Annotated in this window: 14 protein-coding genes; 9 read left to right on the top strand and 5 right to left on the bottom strand. The window is 60.8% G+C overall.

Annotated elements, in window-relative coordinates:
- The first annotated feature begins 75 nt into the window (after positions 1–75).
- From dnaE to HY067_05655, 3 genes are read left to right on the top strand one after another with little or no spacing between them, the layout of a single operon-like run.
- Complete coding sequence (dnaE, locus tag HY067_05665; protein MBI3527440.1) at positions 76–3,531, top strand: DNA polymerase III subunit alpha; 3,456 nt, start codon at positions 76–78, stop codon at positions 3,529–3,531.
- Positions 3,492–4,019, top strand: coding sequence for a WbuC family cupin fold metalloprotein (locus HY067_05660; GenBank protein ID MBI3527439.1), 528 nt, complete (start codon positions 3,492–3,494; stop codon positions 4,017–4,019). Before dnaE ends, HY067_05660 begins: the two co-directional genes overlap by 40 nt.
- 33 nt (positions 4,020–4,052) lie before the next feature.
- Complete coding sequence (locus tag HY067_05655; protein ID MBI3527438.1) at positions 4,053–8,393, top strand: DEAD/DEAH box helicase; 4,341 nt, start codon at positions 4,053–4,055, stop codon at positions 8,391–8,393.
- A 181-nt stretch (positions 8,394–8,574) separates the two neighbouring features.
- On the opposite strand, the gene HY067_05650 is transcribed toward HY067_05655, so the two are convergent.
- Together HY067_05650 and metG are read right to left on the bottom strand one after the other, a co-directional pair.
- Positions 8,575–8,856 (bottom strand): acylphosphatase, encoded by a 282-nt coding sequence (locus HY067_05650; protein ID MBI3527437.1) that lies wholly within the window; start codon positions 8,854–8,856, stop codon positions 8,575–8,577.
- 145 nt (positions 8,857–9,001) lie between these two features.
- The gene (metG, locus tag HY067_05645) at positions 9,002–11,095 is read right to left on the bottom strand and encodes a methionine--tRNA ligase (protein MBI3527436.1); all 2,094 of its coding nucleotides are present in this window, start codon (positions 11,093–11,095) and stop codon (positions 9,002–9,004) included.
- A 108-nt stretch (positions 11,096–11,203) separates the two neighbouring features.
- Here metG and apbC point away from each other — a divergent pair, with 108 nt between their 5' ends.
- The 6 genes from apbC to HY067_05615 all read left to right on the top strand — a co-directional run bounded on the left by apbC (position 11,204) and on the right by HY067_05615 (position 20,800).
- Positions 11,204–12,292: an iron-sulfur cluster carrier protein ApbC gene (gene apbC / locus HY067_05640; GenBank protein MBI3527435.1), complete on the top strand. Its 1,089-nt coding sequence runs from the start codon at positions 11,204–11,206 to the stop codon at positions 12,290–12,292.
- 121 nt (positions 12,293–12,413) lie between these two features.
- Entirely contained in the window at positions 12,414–12,986 is a 573-nt protein-coding gene (locus tag HY067_05635; GenBank protein ID MBI3527434.1) for a dCTP deaminase, read from the top strand.
- Between the two features lie 89 nt (positions 12,987–13,075).
- A complete protein-coding gene (locus HY067_05630) occupies positions 13,076–15,331 on the top strand; it encodes an arginine/lysine/ornithine decarboxylase (GenBank protein ID MBI3527433.1) in 2,256 nt (751 codons plus the stop codon).
- A 171-nt stretch (positions 15,332–15,502) separates the two neighbouring features.
- Positions 15,503–16,840, top strand: coding sequence for a DUF560 domain-containing protein (locus tag HY067_05625; protein ID MBI3527432.1), 1,338 nt, complete (start codon positions 15,503–15,505; stop codon positions 16,838–16,840).
- 270 nt (positions 16,841–17,110) lie between these two features.
- Positions 17,111–18,400: a FecR domain-containing protein gene (locus HY067_05620; GenBank protein MBI3527431.1), complete on the top strand. Its 1,290-nt coding sequence runs from the start codon at positions 17,111–17,113 to the stop codon at positions 18,398–18,400.
- Positions 18,401–18,610: 210 nt separating this feature from the next.
- The gene (locus HY067_05615; protein MBI3527430.1) at positions 18,611–20,800 is read left to right on the top strand and encodes a tetratricopeptide repeat protein; all 2,190 of its coding nucleotides are present in this window, start codon (positions 18,611–18,613) and stop codon (positions 20,798–20,800) included.
- Here the strand turns inward: HY067_05615 and HY067_05610 are convergent, their stop codons facing one another.
- From HY067_05610 to HY067_05600, 3 genes are all read right to left on the bottom strand, one after another.
- Positions 20,801–21,262, bottom strand: a complete 462-nt coding sequence (locus HY067_05610; GenBank protein MBI3527429.1) for a dihydrofolate reductase — start codon at positions 21,260–21,262, stop codon at positions 20,801–20,803.
- A gap of 74 nt (positions 21,263–21,336) precedes the next feature.
- Positions 21,337–22,131 (bottom strand): thymidylate synthase, encoded by a 795-nt coding sequence (locus tag HY067_05605; GenBank protein MBI3527428.1) that lies wholly within the window; start codon positions 22,129–22,131, stop codon positions 21,337–21,339.
- Positions 22,132–22,228: 97 nt separating this feature from the next.
- Positions 22,229–23,962, bottom strand: a complete 1,734-nt coding sequence (locus HY067_05600; GenBank protein MBI3527427.1) for an EAL domain-containing protein — start codon at positions 23,960–23,962, stop codon at positions 22,229–22,231.
- Positions 23,963–24,067: the final 105 nt, after the last annotated feature.

Genomic DNA, 24,067 nt, shown 5'->3' with positions numbered 1-24,067 from the left:
GCGGCAAGCGGTTGTCGCGGTACAAATCTTCAAAGAGAACTTCGCGGTCCGGAACGTCAGCGTAAAATAACTTTCATGCAACCGAAGTTCGTCCACCTGCGCCTGCACAGCGAATACTCGATCGTCGACGGCATTGCCCGTATCGACGACGCGGTCGCCGCCGCGGCGGCGGACGGCATGCCGGCGCTCGCACTGACCGATCTGTCCAACCTCTTCGGTATGGTGAAGTTCTACCAGGCTGCGCGTGGCAAGGGATTGAAGCCGGTGATCGGCTGTGACGTCTGGATCAGCAACGAGACCGATCGCGACAAACCCCACCGCGCCCTGTTCCTGTGCGCTTCTCCCGCCGGCTACCTCAGGCTCTGCGATTGGCTCACGCGCGCCTACCGCTCCAACCAGCATCGCGGCCGAGCCGAGATCCGGAAGGAATGGCTGCGAGAAAACGGCACGGACGGCCTGATCGCTTTGTCCGGCGCCCACCTCGGCGACATCGGGCATGCCCTGCTGGCCGATAACGCCGAGCAGGCAAAGAAGCACTCTCAGTTCTGGGCAGAGTTGTTTCCGCAGCGCTTCTACATCGAGTTGCAGCGTCCCGGCCAGCCGAACGCGGAGCATTACGTCAAGCGTGCCGTGCGCCTGGCATCCGCGCTGAAACTGCCGGTCGTGGCCACGCACCCGGTGCAATTCCTGAAGCGCGAGGACTTTGTCGCTCACGAGGCCAGGGTCTGCATCGCGGAGGGTTACGTGCTGTCCGACCAGCGCCGGCCGCGCCATTTCACCGAGGAGCAAACCCTCAAGAGCCAGGCGGAGATGGCCGAGCTGTTTGCCGATCTGCCGCAAGCGCTGGAAAACGCGGTCGAGATCGCGCGCCGCTGCAACTTCGCGCTCGAACTCGGCAAATCGCGGCTGCCGTTGTTCCCGACGCCCGACGGCATGACGCTCGAAGCCTTCCTGCACCAACGGGCGGTCGCAGGCCTCGAAGAACGCATGCTGGCGCTTTTTCCGGGTGCGGCTGCGCGCACCGAACACATGCCGCGCTACCGCGAGCGTCTCGAGTTCGAGATCAACACCATCGTGCAGATGGGATTCCCCGGTTACTTCCTGATCGTCGCCGACTTCATCAACTGGGCCAAGACCAACGGCGTGCCGGTCGGTCCCGGTCGCGGTTCCGGCGCGGGCTCGCTGGTGGCCTACTCGCTCGGCATCACCGATCTCGATCCACTGCGCTACGGCCTGCTGTTCGAACGCTTCCTGAATCCGGAGCGCGTATCCATGCCGGACTTCGACGTGGACTTCTGCCAGGACGGCCGCGATCGGGTGATCGATTATGTTCGCCAGAAGTACGGCGACGACTCGGTGTCGCAGATCGTGACCTTCGGCACCATGGCAGCCAAGGCCGTGGTGCGCGATGTCGGCCGCGTCATGGAATGGAACTACAGCCGCACCGACGAACTGGCGAAACTGATTCCGTTCCAGCCAGGCAAGCTGATCACGCTGCAGATGGCACGCGAAATGGAGCCGCGGCTCAAGGAGCGCGAAGAGTCCGAGGAAGAAACCCGCGAGCTGCTGGCGCTGGCCGGACAACTCGAAGGATTGAGCCGGAACGTCGGCATGCATGCCGGCGGTGTGCTGATCGCACCCGGCAAGCTCAGCGATTTCTGCCCGCTGTATACCGCGTCGGGGTCCGATAGCGCGGTATCCCAACTCGACAAGGACGATGTCGAGGCGATCGGCCTGGTGAAATTCGACTTTCTGGGACTGACGACGCTGACCATCCTCGACTGGACGCTGCGTTTCATCAAGCGCCTCGATCCGGACGCGAGGATCGTGCTGGAGCAGTTGCCGCTGGACGACGCGGCGTCTTACAAGATTTTCGCCAGCGCCAATACGACCGCTGTGTTCCAGTTCGAATCGCGCGGCATGCGCGACCTGCTCAAGCAGGCGCGCCCCGACCGCTTCGAGGACATCATCGCGTTGGTTGCTTTGTATCGTCCCGGTCCGATGGAGCTGATCCCCGATTTCACCCAGCGCAAGCATGGCAAGAAGTTCGGCTATCCCGACCCGCGCGTCGAGACGATTCTTGCCGAAACCTACGGCATCATGGTGTATCAGGAACAGGTCATGCAGATGGCGCAGATCATCGGCGGCTACAGCCTCGGTGGCGCCGACCTGCTGCGCCGGGCGATGGGCAAGAAAAAACCCGAGGAGATGGCGCAGCATCGCAGCATTTTCCGCGAAGGCGCGGGCAGGAACGGCCTGACCCCGGCCAAGGCGGAAGAGATCTTCGATCTGATGGAGAAGTTCGCCGGTTACGGCTTCAACAAATCGCACGCCGCCGCTTACGCGCTGGTCGCCTTCCAGACGGCGTACTTCAAAGCGCATCACACCGCCGCTTTTATGGCGGCCAACCTATCGGCGATCATGGACGATACCGACAAGGTGCAGCAGTTCCACGAAGACGCGATCGCCAACAAGGTGGAAATGCTGCCGCCGGATATTCATGCAAGCGAATACCGGTTCGTGCCGGTGGACGAGAAGCGCATCCGCTACGGCCTCGGGGGAGTGAAGGGCACCGGCGCGTCGGCTATCGAACACATCATCGAAGCGCGCACTGCAGGTCCGTTCAAGGACTTGTTCGATTTCTGCCGTCGAGTGGACCGGCGCATCGTCAACCGCCGGGTCATCGAATCGCTGGTGCGTGCCGGGGCTTTCGATTCGATCAACGATCATCGCGCCAGCCTGCTCGCTTCGGTCGGCATCGCGATGGAAGCGGCGGAGCAGGAAAGCCGTTCGGCTTCGCAAGTCAGCCTGTTCGGTGAATTTTCGGCAACGGTCGAAGGACCGAAGCTGCTGGAGGTGCCGCGCTGGGACGAAAGCGAGCGCCTGCAGAACGAGAAGCTCGCGCTTGGTTTCTACTACAGTGGGCATCCGTTCCGGTTTTACGAGGATGAGTTGTCATCGGTGGTCCGCACCCGGCTCTCCAAGCTGCTGCCGCCGGCGCCGGAAGAAGGGGCACGGCAACAGCACATTGCCGGCGTCATCGAATCCGTCCGCATGCAGAAAACCGCCGGCGGCCGGATGATGGTCATGATGCTGTCCGATGGCACCGCGCGCGTGGAAGTGGTGGTATACGACGAAATCCTGGACAGGCATCGCAACCTGGTGCGCGAAGATGCGGTCGTGCTCGTCGAGGCGAAGGTGCGTTCATTCCGCCGCGGCGGCGAGGACGGGGAAGACAACGTGGTTATGCGCATCGCAGCGGAGAAAATCCATGACCTTGCGAGTGTGCGCGCCCGCTTCGGCCGAAACCTCAGAGTGTCGATGAACGGCGCAGCGGACGCAAAGAAGCTGAAAAAAGTGCTCGAACCTTATCGCAACGGCAGCCTGCGCGTGACGATCGCGTACACCAACGAAAATGCCGCGGCGGAATTCGACTTGGGCGAGGACTGGAAAATCAGGCCGGATGACACACTCATCTCCGAACTCGGCAAATGGCTGGAACCAAAGAACGTTCAGGTCGTGTATCAGTGAAACCGCCCACAATCATCGATACGCGTTTGATCGACTCTCTTTCCGCACAGGCGGCCGCCAACCCGCGTCGCCGCAAGAATTTCAACTTTCATCCGCACGAATCGGCGCCCGCCAACCGGCTGCTGAACGCGATCGAGCCGGATTCCTATGTCCAGCCGCACCGGCACCTCGATCCAGCCAAGGACGAAACGCTGGTCGTGCTGCGTGGTGCCGTGGGCCTGGTGGTTTTCGATGAGGCCGGCGGGATTTTTCAGCACACCGTATTACGGGCGGGGAGCGGCGCGATAGGCGTCGATATACCGCACGCGACCTGGCACACCTTTGTTGCGCTCGAGCCGGGATCGGTCATATTCGAGGCCAAGGCCGGACCCTACATCCCACTTGGCCGCGAAGAGAAGGCCTCTTGGGCGCCGGCGGAGGACGATCCGGCGGCTGTTGTCTACCTGGAAAGATTGATCAGCCTGTTCCACATGGAACTGGCGGACTAGCAGGGCAAAATATCCACTACAGCATCTGGAACCGTGAGTGTCCTCGACTCATTTCATCCTGCAGTAGCGAACTGGTTTCGCCGTACCTACGTGGCGCCGACCGAGCCGCAGATCCGGGCCTGGCCGGCGATCAGCTCAGGAAACAACGCGCTGATCGCGGCGCCGACGGGATCGGGCAAGACGCTGGCGGCCTTTCTCGCGACCATCGATGCGCTGATCCGGCTGGGCGTGCGCGGCGACCTGCGCGACGAGACCCATGTCGTCTACGTCTCGCCGCTGAAGGCGTTGTCGAACGATATCCAGAAGAACCTCGACGAGCCGCTGGCCGGGATCCGCAAGGAGTTGGTCGCTGCCGGTCTGCCGGACGTGGACATCCGCACCGTCGTGCGCACCGGCGATACGCCGCAGTCGGAGCGCAGCCGCATGCGCCGCAAGCCGCCCCACATCCTGGTGACTACACCGGAATCGCTTTACATCCTGCTGACCAGCGCGTCCGGCCGCAAGATGCTGTCGAGCACACGCACCGTCATCGTCGACGAAATCCACGCCATGGCACCGAACAAGCGCGGCGCACATCTGTCGCTTTCCCTCGAGCGTCTGCAGCATCTGGCCGGCGGACAGTTGACCCGCGTTGGCCTGTCGGCGACGCAAAAGCCGATCGAAGAGGTCGCGCGCTTCCTGGTGGGCGGTGGCCAGTCCGGCGGACTGTTCGATTCGAACGCCTGCACCATCGTCGACACCGGCCACGTCCGCAAGCGCGATCTCGCCCTCGAAGTGCCGGAATCGCCGCTCGAAGCCGTCATGTCGATCGAAGTCTGGACCCAGGTCTACGACCGGCTCGCGGAGTTGATTCGCGAGCACCGCTCGACCCTGGTGTTCGTCAATACGCGGCGTCTCGCGGAACGCGCTGCGCGCGCGCTTTCCGAGCGCCTGGTCGAAGATCAGGTTACTTCCCACCACGGCAGCATGGCGCGCGAGCAGCGGCTGAACGCGGAGCAAAGATTGAAGCGCGGCGAACTCAAGGCGCTGATCGCCACCGCGTCCCTCGAACTGGGCATCGATATCGGGCATGTGGATCTTGTCTGCCAACTGTCCACGCCGCGCAGGATCTCCGCGCTGCTGCAACGGGTCGGCCGGTCGGGACACGCGGTCGGCGGATTGCCGAAAGGAAGGTTGTTCCCGGTGTCGCGCGACGACCTCGTCGAATGCACGGCATTGCTGGATGCAGTGCGGCGCGAGGAACTGGATAGGGTAGTGATACCGAAGAAACCTCTGGACGTGCTGGCGCAACAGATTGCCGCCGAAGTGGCCTCCGGTGAATGGGACGAGGAAGAGCTCTACGACCTGATGCGGCGGGCGTGGCCTTACCGTGAGCTTACGCGGGAGGAATACGGCGAAGTTCTGCAGATGCTGGCGGAAGGCTTCTCGACGCGCCGCGGCCGCAAGCGCGCACTGATCCACCGCGACGCAGTCAACCGCAAATTAAGGCCGCGCGACGGCCTGCGGCTGACGGCCGTGACCTCCGGCGGCACGATTCCCGACACCGCTGATTACGCCGTCGTGCTGTCGCCGCAGGACATCATGGTCGGCACGGTCAACGAAGATTTCGCCGTCGAAAGTCTGGCGGGCGACGTGTTCCAGCTTGGCAATACGTCGTATCGCATTCTGCGCGTCGAGGCTGGCCGGGTGCGCGTCGAGGACGCCGAAGGCATGCCGCCCTCGATTCCTTTCTGGCTCGGCGAGGCGCCGGCGCGCAGCGACGAAGTGTCTTACGCGGTATCGAGATTGCGCGCCGATGTCGACGCACGGCTGCCGAACGCACAGGCCACGCTGGACTATCTGGTCGAAGAAGTGGGCGTCGCTGTGGATGCCGCCACGCAGGTGGTCGACTACCTCGGGAGCGCGAAAGCGGTGCTCGGCCTGCTGCCGACGCAGAAACGGCTGGTCATGGAGCGTTTCTTCGACGAAAGCGGCGGTACCCAACTCGTCATTCATTCGCCCTACGGCAATCGCATCAATCGCGCCTGGGGCCTGGCCTTGCGCAAGCGCTTCTGTCGCAAGTTCAATTTCGAGCTTCAAGCCGCGGCGACGGAGGATGCGATCATCCTTTCGCTGACCGCCACGCATAGTTTTCCGCTGGAAGAAGCAGCGCGCTACCTGCATTCCAACAGCGTGCGCCAGGTGTTGATTCAGGCCTTGCTCGATGCGCCGATGTTCCTGACGCGCTGGCGTTGGGACGCTTCGATCGCCCTGGCGCTGCCGCGCTTCCGCGGCGGCAACAAGGTGCCGCCGCAACTGCAGCGCATGGAAGCGGAGGATCTGGTTGCGGCGGTGTTTCCCGACCAGCTTGCCTGCCAGGAAAACATCGTCGGCGATCGCGAGATCCCCGATCACCCGTTGGTGAAGCAGACCATCGACGATTGCCTGTTCGAAGCGATGGATATCGAGGGCTTCGAGAGTGTGCTGCGCGCGATCGAGCAGGGCGAAGTGGAAATTGAAACGCGCGATCTGGTCGAGCCTTCGCCGCTGGCGCTCGAAATCCTGTCGGCCCGCCCCTACGCCTACCTCGACGATGCGCCGCTGGAAGAGCGGCGCACGCAGGCGGTGGTCAGCCGCCGCTGGCTCGATCCGGAAAGCGCGGCGGATATCGGACGGCTCGATCCGGAGGCGATTGCCCGCGTCAGGGAAGAGGCCTGGCCGCAGGCTGAATCGGCGGACGAACTGCACGATACGCTTGGCTGGCTGGGTTTGCTCACCTCGCGGGAAATTCTGCGGCAACCGGCATGGACGCTGCTGCTTGACGAACTGGTCCGCGACAAGCGTGTCACGCGTGTCATCCCCGCAGGTGAGGCGGATAGCGCCGGCTTAGTTGTCGCCGCGGAGCGCCTGCCCGAGTTCAATGCCGTGCATCCCGATGCGCGCGTCGTGCCGTCGCTAGTTGTCCCCGCGGAATTTGCGAAGACCTGGACACGAGAGGAAGCGTTGGTGGAGATCGTGCGAGGTCGTCTCGAAGGTCTCGGCCCCATTACCGCGGCGGGCCTTGCAGAGTCGATTGCGGTACCGACGGGCGATATCGACATCGCATTGCTGGCTCTCGAAGGCGAAGGTTTCGTCATGCGCGGCAGCTTCACGCCGGAAGCTGGCACCGAATGGTGCGAACGCAGGCTGCTGGCGCGCATCACCCGTTACACCGTCAAACGCTTGCGGCAGGAGATCGAACCGGTTTCCGCGGCGGATTTCATGCAATTCCTGTTCGACTGGCAGCACGTCGGCGAGCGCATGGAGGGTCCGGATGCGGTTGCGGCGGTGGTTTCCCAGCTCGAGGGTTTCGAAGCCGCCGCCGGTTCGTGGGAAACCGAGTTGATCCCGGCGCGGGTTGCGGGTTACGAGCCGCACTGGCTCGACGATCTGTGCCGTGCGGGCCGGGTGGTATGGACGCGGCTGGAAGCTCCAAAGATGGATGCGCAGCGCACACAGGGGGCGAGCCCGGTGCGCAGCACGCCGATCACATTGCTGACGCGGAAGAATCTTCCGGTGTGGACGGCGCTCGCGAAAGCAACCGATACGCAGTCGGTGCGCATCAGCACGCGGGCGCAGGCCGTCGCCGATTATCTGGCGCAGCACGGCGCTTCCTTCTTCGACGACATCGCCGAAGGCCTGGATCAGCCGCGCACCTTCATTGAAGACGCATTACGCGAACTGACGGCGGCCGGGCTGATCAACTCGGACGGCTTCAGCGGCCTGCGGGCGTTGTTGCTGCCCGCTGATCGCCGCAAGCCGATCGGCGGCGGGCGCCGGCGGCGCACTGCGGTGTTCGGCGTCGAAGATGCGGGCCGCTGGGCTTTGATCCGGCGCAAGCCGGCGAGCGGCGGGAGTGCCATTGCACTTGAGCGGGAAACCGCTGAACAGATCGCGCGCACGTTGCTGAAACGTTACGGCGTGATTTTCTGGAGAATGCTGGCGCGGGAGGCTGACTGGCTGCCGCCCTGGCGCGAGTTGCTGATGGCCTGCCGCCGGCTGGAAACCCGCGGCGAAATCCGTGGCGGCCGCTTTGTCGCCGGCTTTTCAGGCGAACAGTTCGCGTTGCCCGAAGCAGTGGGCGTGCTACGCGGAGTACGTAACGCCGACAAGTCCGGCCGGCTGGTCACGGTGAGCGGTGCCGATCCGCTCAATCTTGCGGGCATCGTGCTGCCCGGCCCGCGCGTGCCGGCCATCTACAGCAACCGCGTGATGTATCGCGATGGTGTCGCGGTCGCGGCACTGATCGCGGGAGAAGTGCAGTACTTCGAGAACGTCGATCAGGAGAAGGCCTGGGAGATGAAGAACATCCTGCTGCGCACGCCGGCGCCGGCCGAATTGGCTGCGCTAATGTAACTGCACCTCAGAAAATCTTTCACCACGGAGAACACGGAGGAAGAACAAAAAACAGCGTAATAGAAGTACCACTATGGCGTCCAACTCCCGTACCAATCCCCTCGTGTTTTTTCGAGCTTCTGTCTGTTTTTGCGGTTTTCTCCGTGCTCTCCCTGTTCTCCGTGGTGAATGTCTGGCTTTTTCAGGCACTCGGTTTCTTGTCGAAGATCGCGTAGTGAACGTCTTCTTCCATGGATTCGACTTCGACCTTGTCCACCTGTGCAGCATCCGGCCCGCGTTGCGCCCACTCGATCAGTCGGCCGACCGCGAAGGCATCTCCCTGCGCAATGGCTTCGACGGTTCCATCTGCGCAATTACGTACCCAGCCGGTCACTTCGAGCTGCTCCGCACGCTCTCGCATTGATTCGCGAAAGTACACACCTTGTACTCGACCAAAGATTCGAAGGCGCCGGGTGATCTTCAAGGGCCGTGTCCCCGGGATACCGGGCTACGCCCATAAATGACGTGAATATCGTGAATGTCGTGAATGCCGTAGATTCGAAGATCGCAGATCAGACGTGCCTTTGCGATATTCACGACATTCACGGGTTTCTGCGGCCCTTCCGGCTTCACTTCACTTTCATTCCTGGCTGGGCGCCGTCGTCGGGCGACAGCAGGAAAATGCCCGGGCCTTCGCCGCTCGCGGCCAGCACCATGCCTTGCGATTCGCCGAAGCGCATTTTGCGTGGTTGCAGGTTCGCGACCATGACCGTCAACCGGCCCACGAGCTTCGCCGGATCGTAGGCCGACTTGATGCCGGCGAACACCTGGCGGGTCTCGGTGCCGATGTCGAGCTGCAGCTTGAGCAGCTTTTCCGCGCCTTCGACGTGCTCCGCGCTGACGATGCGCGCCACTCGAAGCTCGACCTTGTTGAAGTCGTCGATCGTGATGAAACTCGGGGCAGTAACGGCTTCCACGGCTTTCTCCTGGTGCTGGGCATGGCGCTGCGGCGAATGCGACTGCGGCGCCGATTGCAGGCTTTCCTTGTTGGCTTCGAGCAATGCCGCAATCTGTTTCTGATCAATGCGGGTCATCAGGTGCTGGTATGGCTCAATCTTGTTGAGCCCGGATGACAGATCTTTCCAACTAAGGGGCAGCGGCAAGCCAAGAAACTTCGCCGCATTCTCCGCGGTATTCGGCAATACGGGAGCAAGATAGTACGTTACGATTCTGAACGCATTGATGCAGTCTGATACGACGTCGTGAAGATAATCGCGGCGGCTAGCATCTTTTGCTAATTCCCAAGGCTTGTCCTGATCGATCCGTTTATTGATCATGTCACAAACACCCATGATCGCCCGGATGGCTTTTCCAAACTCTCGCTCTTCGAAAGCGGCGCGGATTTCCTCCTCTGCGCCATAGGCAGTGATCGTATAGGGCCGGTTGGTTTTGTTACCCTCGAGGACTTCCTGTGCGAGTTGTCCGTTGAACTGTTTTGAGAGAATGGCCGCACATCGACTGGCTATATTGACGTACTTGCCGACCAAATCGCTGTTCACCCGCGCGACGAAATCTTCGAGGTTAAGATCGATGTCCTCCATCGTCGAATTCAACTTCGCCGCGTAGTAGTAGCGCAGCCACTCCGGGTTCAGGCCTTGCTGGAGATAGCTTTCGGCCGTGATGAAGGTCCCGCGCGACTTGGACATCTTCTGTCCGTCCACCGTCAGAAATCCGTGCGCAAAGACTTTCGTCGGCACACGATAGCCGGCGAACTGCAGCATCGCCGGCCAGAACAGGGCGTGGAAGTAGAGGATGTCCTTGCCGATGAAATGCATCATCTCGGTATCGCCGCTTGGCCGCAGGAACTCGTCGATTTCCTTCTGCGATCGTCCCTGTTTCTCGAAATAGTTGCGGAAGCTGCCGAAGTAGCCCACCGGCGCATCCAGCCAGACATAGAAGAACTTCTGGTTGTTGGTGCCGGGAATCGGGAAGCCGAAGTAGGGGGCATCGCGTGAAATGTCCCAGTCCGCGAGTTTGTTGTCACCCGGGTCGCCCAGCCACTCCTTCATCTTGTTCGACGCCTCCGGTTGCAGGCGGTCGCCGCTTTGCGTGAACTGGCGCAGAAAATCTTCGCAGCGCCGGTCCGAAAGCTTGAAGAAGTGGTGCTCCGACGCCTTGCGCTCTGGTTTGGCTCCCGACACGACGGAGTAGGGATCGATCAGGTCGGTCGGGCTGTAGGTCTTGCCGCAGACCTCGCAGGAATCGCCGTACTGGTCCTTCGAGTGGCAATTGGGGCATTCGCCCTTGATATAGCGATCCGGCAGGAACATCGCCTTCACCGGATCGTAGAACTGCTCGACCGAGCGCTTCGCGATCAGGTCTTTGGCTTGGAGCTGCTGGTAGATGTCTTCGCAGAACGCCTGGTTTTCCTTCGAATTGGTGGTGTAGTAGTTGTCGAAGGCAACATGGAAGCCGGCGAAGTCACGGGTGTGCTCGCCGTACACCCGGTCGATGAGTTGCTCGGGTGTGATGCCGTCCTTGTCGGCGCGCAGCATGATTGGCGTGCCGTGCGTGTCGTCGGCGCAGACGTAGTGCACCTCGTGGCCTTGCATCTTCTGGAAGCGCACCCAGATATCGGTCTGGATGTATTCCACGAGGTGGCCGAGGTGGATGCTGCCGTTGGCGTACGGCAGCGCCGAGGTGACGAGAATCCTGCGCTTCATTTCGAGAGGGGCGAAAAGCGGGGATTCTAGCAAATGGACCCCGTAAAAACCCTTTACTGACCGGAGATTCGGAATAAAATTCGGCCCTCCGATTCCCAGACAGCAGGCATGGCGATCAGCGAAGAGCAGGTCAAGGCAGCACTCCAGACGTTCATCGATCCGGCTACCGGCAAGGACTACGTCACCGGCAAGGAAGTCCGCAATATCCGCGTCGACGGCAGTGATGTATCCCTGGAAATCGTACTGGGCTATCCGGCCAAAAGCGTGGTCGAAGGAATCCGCCGGGAATTGACCGATCGCATCGGCAAGATCGCCGGGGTAGGCAAGGTCAGCGTCGAGGTGCAGGTCAAGATCGTCGCCCACGCCGTCCAGCGCGGGCTCAAGCTGCTGGGCGGCGTCAAGAATGTAATCGCGGTCGCCTCCGGCAAGGGCGGGGTGGGCAAGTCCACGACCGCCGTGAACCTTGCGCTGGCGCTTGCCGCCGAAGGGGCCAAGGTCGGATTGCTGGATGCCGATATCTATGGTCCGTCCCAGCAGGTGATGATGGGTCTGACGGGGAAGCCGATGTCGCCGGACGGCAAGACCATCGAGCCGATGGTGAATTACGGCGTGCAGGCGATGTCCATCGGGCTGCTGATCGACGTGGATACGCCGATGGTCTGGCGCGGGCCTATGGTGACCCAGGCGCTGGAACAACTGCTGCGCGACACGCAATGGAAGGACCTGGACTATCTGGTGGTGGACCTGCCGCCCGGCACGGGCGATATCCAACTGACGCTGTCGCAGAAAGTTCCGGTCACCGGTGCCGTTATAGTCACCACGCCGCAGGACATCGCGCTGATCGATGCACGCAAGGGCCTCAAGATGTTCGAGAAGGTCGGTGTGCCGATCCTCGGCCTGGTGGAGAACATGAGCGTTCACATCTGTTCGAACTGCGGCCACGAAGAGCACGTCTTCGGCGAAGGTGGCGCCGCGCGGATGAGCAAGGACTACAAGGTGGACGTAGTGGGCAGCCTGCCGCTGGACATCAAGATCCGCGAGCATGCGGATTCGGGCAGGCCGACCGTGGTCGCCGAGCCGGACAGCCGCTCGGCACAGATCTACAAGGAGATCGCCCGCAAGGTGGCCGCCCGCATCGCGGAGCTGGCCAAGGATCACAGCGCGGTGTTTCCGAAGATCGTCATCCAGAACACGTAAGGAGAAAGCGTGAGGCGAGAGGCGTGAGGCGGGAAAAAACCGGGAGCACCGAGGCCGCGTTGGCGCCTTGCTTTTTACGCCTCACGCCTCACGCCTTACGCCTTACCTCTCAAGCGAAGCTATGAGCATCAAGTCGGACAAGTGGATCCGCCGCATGGCTCGGGAGCAGGGCATGATCGAGCCGTTCGAGCCCGGGCAGGTGCGGGAGATCAACGGCCGCAGGATAGTTTCCTACGGCACCTCGAGCTACGGTTACGACATACGCTGCTCGAGGGACTTCAAGATCTTCACCAACATCAATTCGACGATGGTGGATCCGAAGAATTTCGACGAAAAGTCTTTTGTCGATGTCAGCGGCGATGTCTGCATCATTCCGCCGAATTCCTTCGCACTCGCGCGCACGGTGGAGTATTTCCGCATCCCGCGCAACGTGTTGACCATCTGCCTCGGCAAGTCGACCTACGCGCGTTGCGGCATCATCGTCAACGTCACGCCTTTCGAGCCGGAATGGGAGGGTTTCGTGACGCTGGAGTTTTCCAATACCACGCCGCTGCCGGCCAAGATTTACGCCAACGAGGGAGTCGCGCAAGTGGTCTTCTTCGAGTCCGACCCGGATGACATCTGCGAGACTTCCTACCGCGACCGCGGCGGGAAGTACCAGGGTCAAAAAGGCGTCACGCTTCCCAAGATCTAGAACGTCATTCCACACGTGGCCAGGCCACATCACGCAAGCATTCCAATCCGCCGGCTTTCAACGCCAGCGGTTCCTGCAGGGAGATCAGCATGAAGTTTCGCTTCCCGGTCGTCATCATCGACGAAGACTATCGCTCGGAAAATACGAGCGGCCTGGGTGTCAGGGCGCTCGCCAAGGCGCTCGAAGACGAGGGCATGGAAGTACTCGGCGTCACCAGCTACGGAGACCTGTCCTCCTTCGCGCAACAGCAAAGCCGCGCGTCGGCCTTCATTTTGTCGATCGACGACGAAGAATTCGGAGCCGGCTCGGAAGAGGAAACCAACAAGGCACTGAAGACGCTGCGTGCCTTTGTCCAGGAACTGCGTTTCAGGAACGCCGACATTCCGATTTATCTGTACGGCGAGACGCGCACCTCGCGCCATATCCCGAACGATATCCTGCGCGAGCTGCACGGCTTCATCCACATGTTCGAGGACACACCGGAGTTCGTCGCGCGCCACATCATTCGCGAAGCGCGCGCCTATCTCGACGGACTTTCACCGCCGTTTTTCCGCGCGCTGGTGCATTACGCCCAGGACGGCTCGTACTCGTGGCACTGCCCGGGACACTCCGGCGGGGTCGCTTTTCTCAAGAGCCCGGTCGGGCAGATGTTCCACCAGTTCTTCGGCGAGAACATGTTGCGCGCCGACGTCTGCAACGCGGTCGACGAACTCGGCCAGTTGCTCGACCATACCGGACCGGTCGCGGCCTCCGAGCGCAATGCCGCCCGCATCTTCAACGCGGATCACTGCTTCTTCGTCACCAACGGCACCTCGACGTCGAACAAGATGGTCTGGCACGCTAACGTGGCGCCGGACGACATCGTCGTCGTGGACCGCAACTGCCACGTTTCCATCCTGCACGCGATCACCATGACGGGTGCGATCCCGGTGTTCCTCACGCCGACGCGCAACCATCTCGGCATTATCGGTCCGATCCCGCTCGACGAATTCAAGCCCGAGAACATCCAGAAAAAAATCGATGCCAATCCGTTTGCGCGCGCCGTGAAGCGCAAGAAGCCGCGCATCCTGACCATCACCCAAAGCACCTACGACGGCGTGCTCTACAACGTCGAAATGCTCAAGGACACGCTGAATTCCTCGATTGACACCCTGCATTTCGACGAGGCTTGGCTGCCACACGCGACTTTTCACGATTTCTACAAGAACATGCATGCGATCGGCAAGGACCGGCCGCGCACCAAGGATTCGATCATCTATGCCACGCACTCCACGCACAAACTGCTGGCCGGCATCTCGCAGGCGTCACAGATACTCGTGCAGGAGTCGCAGACCAGGAAGCTCGACCGCCACGCATTCAACGAGGCCTACCTGATGCATACCTCGACTTCGCCGCAGTACGCGATCATCGCTTCCTGCGATGTGGCGGCGGCCATGATGGAACCTCCCGGCGGCACGGCGCTGGTCGAGGAATCGATTGTCGAAGCGCTCGACTTCCGCCGCGCCATGCGCAAGGTCGACGAAGAATTCGGCAAGGACTGGTGGTTCAAGGTGTGGGGCCCGGAAAAGCTTGCCCAGGAGGGCATAGGTTCGCGCGAGGAGTGGATTCTCAAGTCCAGCGAGAAGTGGCACGGCTTCGGAAACCTTGCGCCCGGCTTCAACATGCTCGACCCGATCAAGGCGACCGTCATCACGCCCGGCCTGGACGTGTCGGGCAAGTTCGCCAAGACCGGCATTCCCGCAGCGATCGTGACCCGGTATCTGGCCGAGCACGGCGTGATCGTGGAGAAGACCGGCCTCTACTCGTTCTTCATCATGTTCACCATCGGCATCACCAAAGGCCGGTGGAATACGCTGGTGACCGCGTTGCAACAGTTCAAGGACGATTACGACAAGAACCAGCCGCTGTGGCGCATCCTTCCGGAATTCTGTCAGGCGCATCCGCGCTATGAGCGCCTGGGCATGCGCGATTTGTGCGAGCAGATCCATGGCATGTACAAGGCGAACGACGTGGCGCGGCTTACCACCGAGATGTATCTCTCCGATATGCAGCCGGCAATGAAGCCTTCGGACGCGTTCGCGGCAATGGCACACCGGGAAATCGACCGTGTCGAGATCGACAAGCTGGAAGGTCGCGTCACCAGCGTGCTGTTGACGCCTTATCCGCCCGGCATTCCGCTGCTGGTCCCCGGCGAGCGATTCAACCGGACGATCGTGCGCTATCTCCAGTTCGCGCGCGAATTCAACCGCACCTTCCCCGGCTTCGATACCGACATCCACGGTCTGGTCGAAGAGAACTCGGCCGGAGAGCTGCGGTATTTCGTGGATTGCGTGCGCCAGAACTGAGCAGGCCGGTTAACCCGACCGCGCTGCCGCAATAGCTTCCTTGGGCATTGACGCTGGCCTTGCGGCGTCTAAAGGGTTTGACGCTGGGTCGCCAGTTCGGTAAGGTTCGGGCGATAAAAAGCCTTTTAAAGTCGCGGTTTACGTTGCACATTGAATATAAGGGGTATGCTCATGCGGCGTCTAAGGCAGTTCGCATTGCTACTGTCGTTCATCGTTGTCCTTCCGCTTTCTGGATTCGCTGCCGACGATCTGCTGCTGAAGGCTAGGCAACAACTCGAGAACGGCAATGCGCAGGAGGCCTACAACCTCCTCATCCCCCTGCAGTCGACCCGTGCAGGAGATCCGGACTACGACTATTTGCTGGGTTCGGCGGCACTGGAACTTGGCAGGAACACCGAAGCCGTCTTCGCTCTGGAGCGCGTGCTCGCGGTCCAGCCGAACAGCGCCCAGGCCCGCGCCCAGATCGCACGTGCCTACTACAACCTGAAGGAAACCGAAGCTGCCAAGCGCGAATTCGAAAACGTCAAGAAGCAGGAAGTGCCGCCGGAGGTTTCCGCGACCATCGATCGCTTCCTCGATGCAATTACGCGCGTCCAGGAATCCGAGCGCACCACCATCCGCGGTTTCGTGGAAGTCGGCATCGGCTACGACACGAATGTGAACAGTGCTACGGCTGAAAATCAGGTGGCCATACCGGCGTTCGGCGGCCTGGTATTTACGCTGGCGTCCACCGCGACGAAACTGGATGACGAATTCATCAGCTTCGGCGGTGGAGTGAACTTCCAGCATCCCTTTTCGAAGCAACTCGCCCTTTTCGGCGGCCTGACCTACCAGAACAAGACCAATACCAGCGAGGACAAATTTTCCACTTACTACTTGGACGCGAATCTGGGTCTGAGTTACCGCTGGGATCGCGACACCTTCACGCTGGCCGCGCAGTACAACTCGTTCTTCGTCGACGATCCGCAGGTCTATAGCGACGCTTATCGCAATGCATCAGGTGTTACCGGGCAGTGGCAGCACGATTTCGACTCGCGCAATCAGATCAGCGTATTCCTGCAATACAGCGATCTGGTTTATCCGAGCCAGCAGATCCGCGATGCCGACCGTTACATCGGCGGCGTCGGCTACGCCCACGCATTCGGCCGCGGAACGGTGATCACTTACGTGGGATTGTATGGTGGTACGGAGAAGGAAAAAGCCGACAATGTGCCCCAGCTCGGAAACGACATCTACGGCGCGCGTTTCGGAGCGCAATGGAATCTGAACGAGAAGTACTCGATATTCGCCAACGCCAGCGGCGAACGGCGCGAATATGGCGGCCCCGATCCGTTCTTCCTGGTCGATCGCAAGGACACCCAATACAGTGCTTCCGGTGGCTTGATCTTCGTTCCGAAGAAGAACCTGCGCATTACGCCTCAGATCAGCTGGACCGATAGTAGATCGAACATCGACATATATCATTTCGACCGGGTGATTTATCAGATCACTTTGCGGCAGGATATGTGACCGCCGGGCGACGGCGGGGGGGATATGCAAGGCGATGCCCGGCCAGGCTGTCTTAGTGGCATACGTTTCGCTTTGGATCGTCGAGGGATCGGTTGTTTTGTTGATGCCGCTACGTGACCGACCGGGTATCGCCGGTCAGGTGCCGTAGGAGTCGGGATTTATAGGACGTTAAACGTCACGGAAGTGACGGACGATGGCGCAAACAGGGGCGTTACAACATTCGCGGCCGTCGGATTTGAACGAGGTTGCACAATTCAGGGAGAGGTAAACATGCCTCAAGATCGCTTTAGTTTGAACGGCCGTGCGGCGTTGCTCGCGCTGATTGCCTCGGCCTACCCGGTCATCGGATACTCGGCGACCGCCGCGCAAGTGGATTTTGCGGTGGGAAACGTCACTGCGGTGGGGTCCAATGGGCAGAGCCGCCCGCTGGGCAAGGGGGCGCAGATCGAACAAGGCGACACCGTGAACACCAACGGCGGGCGCGCCCAATTGCGCTTCACCGACGGGGCCTACGTCTCGCTGCAACCCGAATCCCAATTCCGCATCGACCAGTACCGTTTCGACGGCAAGCAGGACGGCAACGAGAAAGGCTTCTTCAGCTTGCTCAAAGGGGGTTTGCGCACCATCACCGGACTGGTGGGCCGCAGCAACAAACAAAACTATCAGGTCAGCACTTCCGTGGCGACCATCGGTATCCGCGGCACCGAATACACCATCCAATACGGCAAGTCGGTCACCGGCACGGTAGGCGAAGGCCAGATCGAAGTGTGCAATGGCGCGGGCTGCCTGAGCGTGACCAATGGCGAGTCCTATTACGTGCAGACGCAGGAGGTCAAGCCCGTGCTGACCAACAAGCGCACCGACCTGCCGCCGCCGGAGCCGACAACGCCTCCGGTGCATTTTACTCAGGGAGAAAATACTGACGCTTCTGGTAACCCGGTACCAGGGTTTATTCTGACTGGCGCGCTGAAATTGGACTTCGTGTCTGGCAACCTGTGCGATGGACTATGTGCCAGCTCCGGCTCTACCGCACCGATGGTCTTTGACTCACAAGGCACACTCACGGGTTTCAACTCTCAGAATGTGACCTCGGTGCAAATGGGTGGCAATGACGGGATTGTTGCCTGGGGAACATTTAGATCGCTGACGCCCTCGACATTTGGCGGCAATGTTTTCCACTTCGTCATTGGTTCGCCGGTTCCGTCGTCGGACTTGGCAAATCTGGGGGGTACGACCGCGACATACTCTCTGATCGGTGCGACTCCCGTCACGAATGGCTCGGATCAAGTGGTTGGCTCCCTGAATAGCGCGACGCTCTCCATAACGTTTGGGGTATCGAATCCCGTCAGTGCGGCAATGACCTGGACGATTAATGGCTCCCCGCTGAGTGCGACGCTGTCGGGTTCCAATTCCGGTTCTACGTTTTTCCTGTCGGGGAGCTGCGGTGGGAGTTGCTTTGTTCAGGCAGACGGCGCCCTGTTCGGCCCGAACGCGGTACGTGCCGGGATGGTCTATGGAATTAACGCCAACCTGGTTGGTGCTGCGGCGTTTGCGAGGTAGTGATCAAGCGACTTTTCTTGACCTCCGATATCTGCCGGATACCGGTCCTTCCTTGCGGAAGGGTGCGGTCCGCGAGGGCCTACTCGAAACGATCTTCGGAGGAGCGCCGCTGAATTTTGTTTGGAGCGCCATCAATTTGTTCGCGAGCCGACAAGGCAGCGAGCCGATAAGGCATAGGATCCCAGCTACCACAGCGGCCGCTCGATCCAGTTGAACCTCGAAAAGGAACTGAGCCGAGTTCGCGAACTCTTCGGCGAGGGGAGCTGGTCGCAGGCGCGTGTGATAGCGGAGCGCGCGCTTGCTGTTTTTCCGGACCAGGCACCGTTGTGGTTCGTCCTCGGGGCCAGTCTGCATGCACTGGGCGAGCGGCTTGGTGCCATTAATGCGTTTCGAAAAACCAGCGAACTTGCGCCCGCGTTTGTTCCTGCTCTGAACGCAATGGCGACGGTCTTGACCGAGGAGGGGCAGCCGGCTCAGGCCATCGATATCCTCGATCGTGCAGTGGCACTCGCCCCCTCTGACGCACCCACGTTGTATAACCGAGGCATCGTGTTGGAACGATTGGCCCGGCTTCAGGAATCCCTCGCCGCTTACGATGCGGCGATTGCTGCGGATGCGTTGTTCGCGCCGGCATGGCTCAACCGGGGTGCCGTGCTAATGGTTCTCGGGCGTTACGAGAATGCCGTCGACAACAACCGCCGGCTCATTGTCTTTCAGCCTGACTCCGCCGATGCTCACTTCAATCTCGCCGAGGCTTTGTTGGGACTTGGCCGGAGCCAGGAAGCGCTTGCCGCGTGCGACCGTGCGATCGAACTCGACCCGCGACACGCGCAAGCGCACGTGGACCGCGGATTGGCATTGTCGGATCTTGGGCACTTCGAGGACGCGCAACGTGCTTTCGATACGGCCGACGCCATCTCTCCGGGAGCGATGCGCAAATACATTGACACCGTCGCTCCCGCGGATCCTTCCCTAGATCGTGCTTTCGACCCGCGGCTGGTGTTCCTTTATCGCGGCTACCACCGCCTCGTGCACTGCGACTGGTCGATGCGCGAGATCTACATCGAACGGATCAAAGAACTGGTGATGAACGCGGGCGAAGACGCAGCCGCACGCATAGATCTGCCGCTGGCTTACCATTCGCTGACCGTGCCATTTCCCCCGGAAGTACCGCATCGTATCGCGTGTGTCATCGGGGACCGTTACGCTGCCGCAGTTGCTGAGACGGGGCAGCGCTTTACCTACAGACGCGGCGGCGACCGCATCCGGATCGGCTATCTATCGGCAGATTTTTGCGAGCACCTTAACGCTTACCTGTCGTACCCGCTGTTTCGCATGCACGATCGGAATCGGTTTGACGTGTTCGCTTACAGCATCGGGCCGGACGACGGCGCCAAAATTCGCGAATCAATCAAGAATACCGCCGACCGATTCGTTGATTTACGCAATATGAGCGATCTGGAAGCGGCCCGGCTGATCAGCAGCGATGATATTGATGTGCTCGTCGATTTCGGCGGATACACCCAGAATTGTCGTCCCGGTATCGCAGCTTTTCGGCCCGCCCCTGTGCAGCTCGCGCATATCGGTTTCCCTGGAACGATGGGTGCGCCGTGGATGGACTACCGGATCACCGATCGGATCGCGACACCACCCGGGCAGGAAAAATTCTGGCGGGAGAAGCTGGTGTTCATGCCCGGCTCCTTCTTCATCTACGACAATGCGCAGGCCACGCCAGCGGAGCCCGTCACTCGTGCCGAGTACGGTTTGCCGGATGGCGCTTTCGTCTTTTGCAGCCACAACAACGCTTACAAGATCGATCCCGAAATCTTTTCCGTATGGATGTCGCTGCTGCATGAGTTACCGGATGCGGTGCTCTGGTTGGTGGCGCGGAATCCCGCGATCGAAGCGAATCTGCGTGCGGAAGCACGATCCAGGAGAATGGATCCGGCGAGGCTTGTATTCGCGCGCCACGAATCGAGAGCGCGCTATTTTTCACGCTACCGTCTGGCTGACCTTTTTCTCGATACGCCGCAATTTACTGCCGCGACGACGGCTTGCGATGCCCTGTGGATGGGGCTGCCATTGCTCTCGATCATGCGCGATCATTTCGCGTCGCGTCAGGCAGCCAGCATCCTTTCTGCGCTGGGGATGTCCGATCTCATCGTCGAAACATTCAACGACTATCGCAGCACCGCCCTTCGACTCGCAACCAGACCGGAGGAGTTGCAGGCGGTCCGACGACGTTTGCTGCGCGCGCGCAGCGAGGCGCTAATGTTCCGGACCGAGGATTATGTCCGCAGCTATGAATACGCTCTCGATGCGATGGTGATGCGATGGCGCAATGGCAAGCCACCTGTAAATTTGCATGTTCTTGCGGACGGAAGCGTGCGCGCGGTCTGATCAGCGGGCGATCGTCCTGTCGTACGTCACGAAGCGACCGCTAATCTCTCCTTCCGCGAACGTCGCCGCGCTCGTCACCTGCCACTGGGCGCGGTCGATGGCCGGAAAGAGCGCGTCTCCTTCGTAGTCGCACGCGATCTCGGTTGCATGGATGCGGGTGGCCAGGGGTAGCGCGTCTCGGAAAATCTGCTCGCCGCCGATAACGAAGACTTCTTCTTCGCCAGCACTTTCCTCCAGTGCGTCAGGCAGACTGCGCGCAGTCAAAACGCCTTCGAATTTGAAGGCCGGGTTGCGCGTGATGACGATGCTCGTTCTACCCGGAAGCAGTCGTCCGATCGACTCGAAGGTCTTGCGACCCATGATGATGTGATGTCCCATGGTCAGCGCCTTGAAGCGCTTGAGATCCGTCGACAGATGCCAGGGTAGCGTGTTGTTGGCGCCGATGACTCGGTTCTGCGCCATCGCGACGATGATGGAAATCCGGGGCTTCTGCCCATACGCGCTGCTGATCACCAATTGCGGATCACCTGTCACCGCTACACGGCAACCGGCGCCTTGATCGCGGGATGGGGGTCGTAGGCTTCGAGCGCGAAGTCTTCGTACTTGAAGTCGAAGATGTTCCTGATCGCGGGATTGAGCTTCATTGCCGGCAGCTTGCGTGGTGCGCGCGTCAGCTGCTCGCGGGCTTGCTCCAGATGATTCGAATAGAGATGGGTGTCCCCGAGCGCATGGACGAACTCGCCGGGGTTCAATCCGCAAACCTGCGCCACCATCAGGGTCAGCAAGGCGTACGACGCAATGTTGAACGGCACGCCGAGGAACAGGTCGGCGCTGCGCTGATAAAGCTGGCAGGAGAGTTTCCCGTCGGCGACGTAGAACTGGAAGAACGCGTGGCAGGGCAGCAGCGCCATCTTGTCGAGATCTGCCACATTCCACGCGGAGACGATCAGGCGCCGCGAGTTCGGATTGCTCTTGATGTCCTCGATGACCTTGGAGATCTGATCGATATGCCGCCCGTCCGGCGCCGGCCAGGAGCGCCACTGGTAACCGTAGACCGGGCCGAGTTCGCCGTTTTCGTCGGCCCACTCGTCCCAGATGCTCACGCCGTTTTCCTTGAGATATCGGGTGTTGGTCTCACCCTTCAGGAACCACAGCAATTCGTGGATGATCGACTTGAGGTGAACCCTCTTGGTGGTCAGCAAAGGAAAACCGGCCTGCAGGTCGAAGCGCAACTGCGGCCCGAAAACGCTGAAGGTGCCGGTGCCAGTGCGGTCCTGCTTCCGGTTGCCCTGCTCGAGAATGTGACGCATGAGATCAAGATACTGGCGCATCGGAGTCGCAATCGAAGGCGGATCGAAATCCGGATTCTAATGCACCCGACTCGCGGGCGCATTGTGCGGCGGCGACTTGGCGCTGGTGCAATGTGCTTCAGGAGGAATGACGCGGCAGGCCGTTTGCCAGCAACACGGACAGTCTGTCGGCCGGCAGCGGGCGGCTGAACAGAAAGCCTTGCACGTACCGGCAGCCGCGCTCGCGCAGGAAGGCAAGTTGTACGGGCGTTTCGACACCTTCGGCGACCAGCGTGAGGCGCAGCCGTTGCCCCATCGCGATAATTGCACTGGCGATCGCGGCATTGTCTTCGTCGGCCGGAATATCCCTGACAAAGGATTGATCGACCTTGAGCGCGCTGATCGGAAAACGCTTAAGTTGCGACAGCGACGAATATCCTGTGCCGAAATCGTCGACGGAAAGATGCACCCCCATTTCTCTGAGCGCGTGCAATGTGCGTACCGCAGTCTCGGGGTTTTCCATTACGCTGCTCTCGGTAATCTCCAGCTCGAGATGTTGCGCTGCAAGTCCCGTCTTCGCGAGCATGTCCGCCATCGTCTGGGCCAAGTCGCGGCGGCGGAACTGCTTGGGCGAGAGGTTGACCGCCACGCGCAGCCCGGCATGACCGCTTTCGTGCAGGGCACGGGCTTGCCGGCAGGCGGCTTCGAGCACCCAATCGCCTATGGGCACGATCAGCCCGGTTTCCTCCGCGAGCGGGATGAAGGTGGCCGGCGAAACCAGGCCGGTATCCGGACGATTCCATCGCATCAACGATTCCATGCCGACAATGCGGTTGCTGTCCACGTCCACGATCGGCTGGTAATGCAGGATGAACTCGCCCCGCTCCGCGGCGCGCCGAAGATGGGTTTCCAGTTGCAGTCTCTCCACGGATGACGTCGTGGTCTCGTGTAAGAAGAACTGGAAAGTGCTCCTGCCGAGTTCCTTGGCGCGATACATCGCCATGTCGGCATTGCGAAGCAGCGTCTTGGTGTCCGTGCCGTTGTCGGGGAAGATGCTGATCCCGATGCTGGCCCCGGCAAATATTTCCTGGCCGTTGATTTCAACAGGCTCGGCCAGCGCATCGAGTAGGCGTTGCGCCGAGGCCGCGGCCTCCTGCGGATTCCTTATCTCGCTCAGGATGGCAGTGAATTCGTCGCCGCCAAGCCGCGCAACCATGTCGACTTCGCGCAGGGTGTCGCGCAAGCGTTGCGCAACGGCCACCAGAAGGGAATCTCCGCTGTCGTGCCCCAGCGTATCGTTAACATTCTTGAAGCGATCGAGGTCGATGAACAGGACGCCGATCTTGTACCCGTATCGCGTTGCGCGTGCGATCTCCGAGGTGAGCTGCTCCAGGAAGCGGGAACGATTCGGCAATCGCGTGAGTTGGTCATGGCTGGCAAGAAATCGCAGCAACGCCTCGTTGCGTTTGCGTTCGGTGATGTCCTGCAAAATGCCGAAATGTCCAAGGACAGTACCGTCCCCGGCGATCTGCGGCAGGTACTGAACCTCGACGCGCTGAACGCGACCTTTTTCGTCCACGGCGTCGCGTTCATACTTCACTTCCCGCCCTGCCATGACCTGATCCATGTAGGGGCGGATGTGGTCGAAAAGATCCTGCCCGATCACTTCCCAGGTGTATTTCCCGATCACATCGGCACGCGGCCGATTGAACAATTCCTCGAAGCGCCGGTTGACGATTACATAGCGGAAGTCACGGTCCGCATACGCGATGGAAAACGGCATTGCGTCGATTACCATCTGAAGCCGTTGAGCAGAGGCGGTGTCGGCCTCGTTAAGCGGCGCGGAAAGCGGTGCGGGTGGAGTTGAACGCACGATGCGAAGTCCTGTTGGCAGCCGTGGGCTTGCGCTTGCGGGTGGTCGGTCTCGAGGATCCATGGTCATGAGATCTTGACTCTAATTCTTCCCGCCCTAGGGCGC

It is taken from the genome of Betaproteobacteria bacterium, assembly GCA_016194905.1.
GTDB lineage: Bacteria > Pseudomonadota > Gammaproteobacteria > Burkholderiales > JACQAP01 > JACQAP01.
Note: the sequence above shows the minus strand (reverse complement) of the source record. Positions and strands in the feature narration are given on the sequence as shown.

Coding starts and splice junctions, on each gene's coding strand:
- dnaE (MBI3527440.1), top strand. CDS start 76: ATGCAACCGAAGTTCGTCCACCTGCGCCTGCACAGCGAATACTCGATC.
- HY067_05660 (MBI3527439.1), top strand. CDS start 3,492: ATGGCTGGAACCAAAGAACGTTCAGGTCGTGTATCAGTGAAACCGCCC.
- metG (MBI3527436.1), bottom strand. CDS start 11,095: ATGAAGCGCAGGATTCTCGTCACCTCGGCGCTGCCGTACGCCAACGGC.
- apbC (MBI3527435.1), top strand. CDS start 11,204: ATGGCGATCAGCGAAGAGCAGGTCAAGGCAGCACTCCAGACGTTCATC.
- HY067_05635 (MBI3527434.1), top strand. CDS start 12,414: ATGAGCATCAAGTCGGACAAGTGGATCCGCCGCATGGCTCGGGAGCAG.
- HY067_05630 (MBI3527433.1), top strand. CDS start 13,076: ATGAAGTTTCGCTTCCCGGTCGTCATCATCGACGAAGACTATCGCTCG.
- HY067_05625 (MBI3527432.1), top strand. CDS start 15,503: ATGCGGCGTCTAAGGCAGTTCGCATTGCTACTGTCGTTCATCGTTGTC.
- HY067_05620 (MBI3527431.1), top strand. CDS start 17,111: ATGCCTCAAGATCGCTTTAGTTTGAACGGCCGTGCGGCGTTGCTCGCG.
- HY067_05610 (MBI3527429.1), bottom strand. CDS start 21,262: ATGGCGCAGAACCGAGTCATCGGCGCCAACAACACGCTACCCTGGCAT.
- HY067_05605 (MBI3527428.1), bottom strand. CDS start 22,131: ATGCGCCAGTATCTTGATCTCATGCGTCACATTCTCGAGCAGGGCAAC.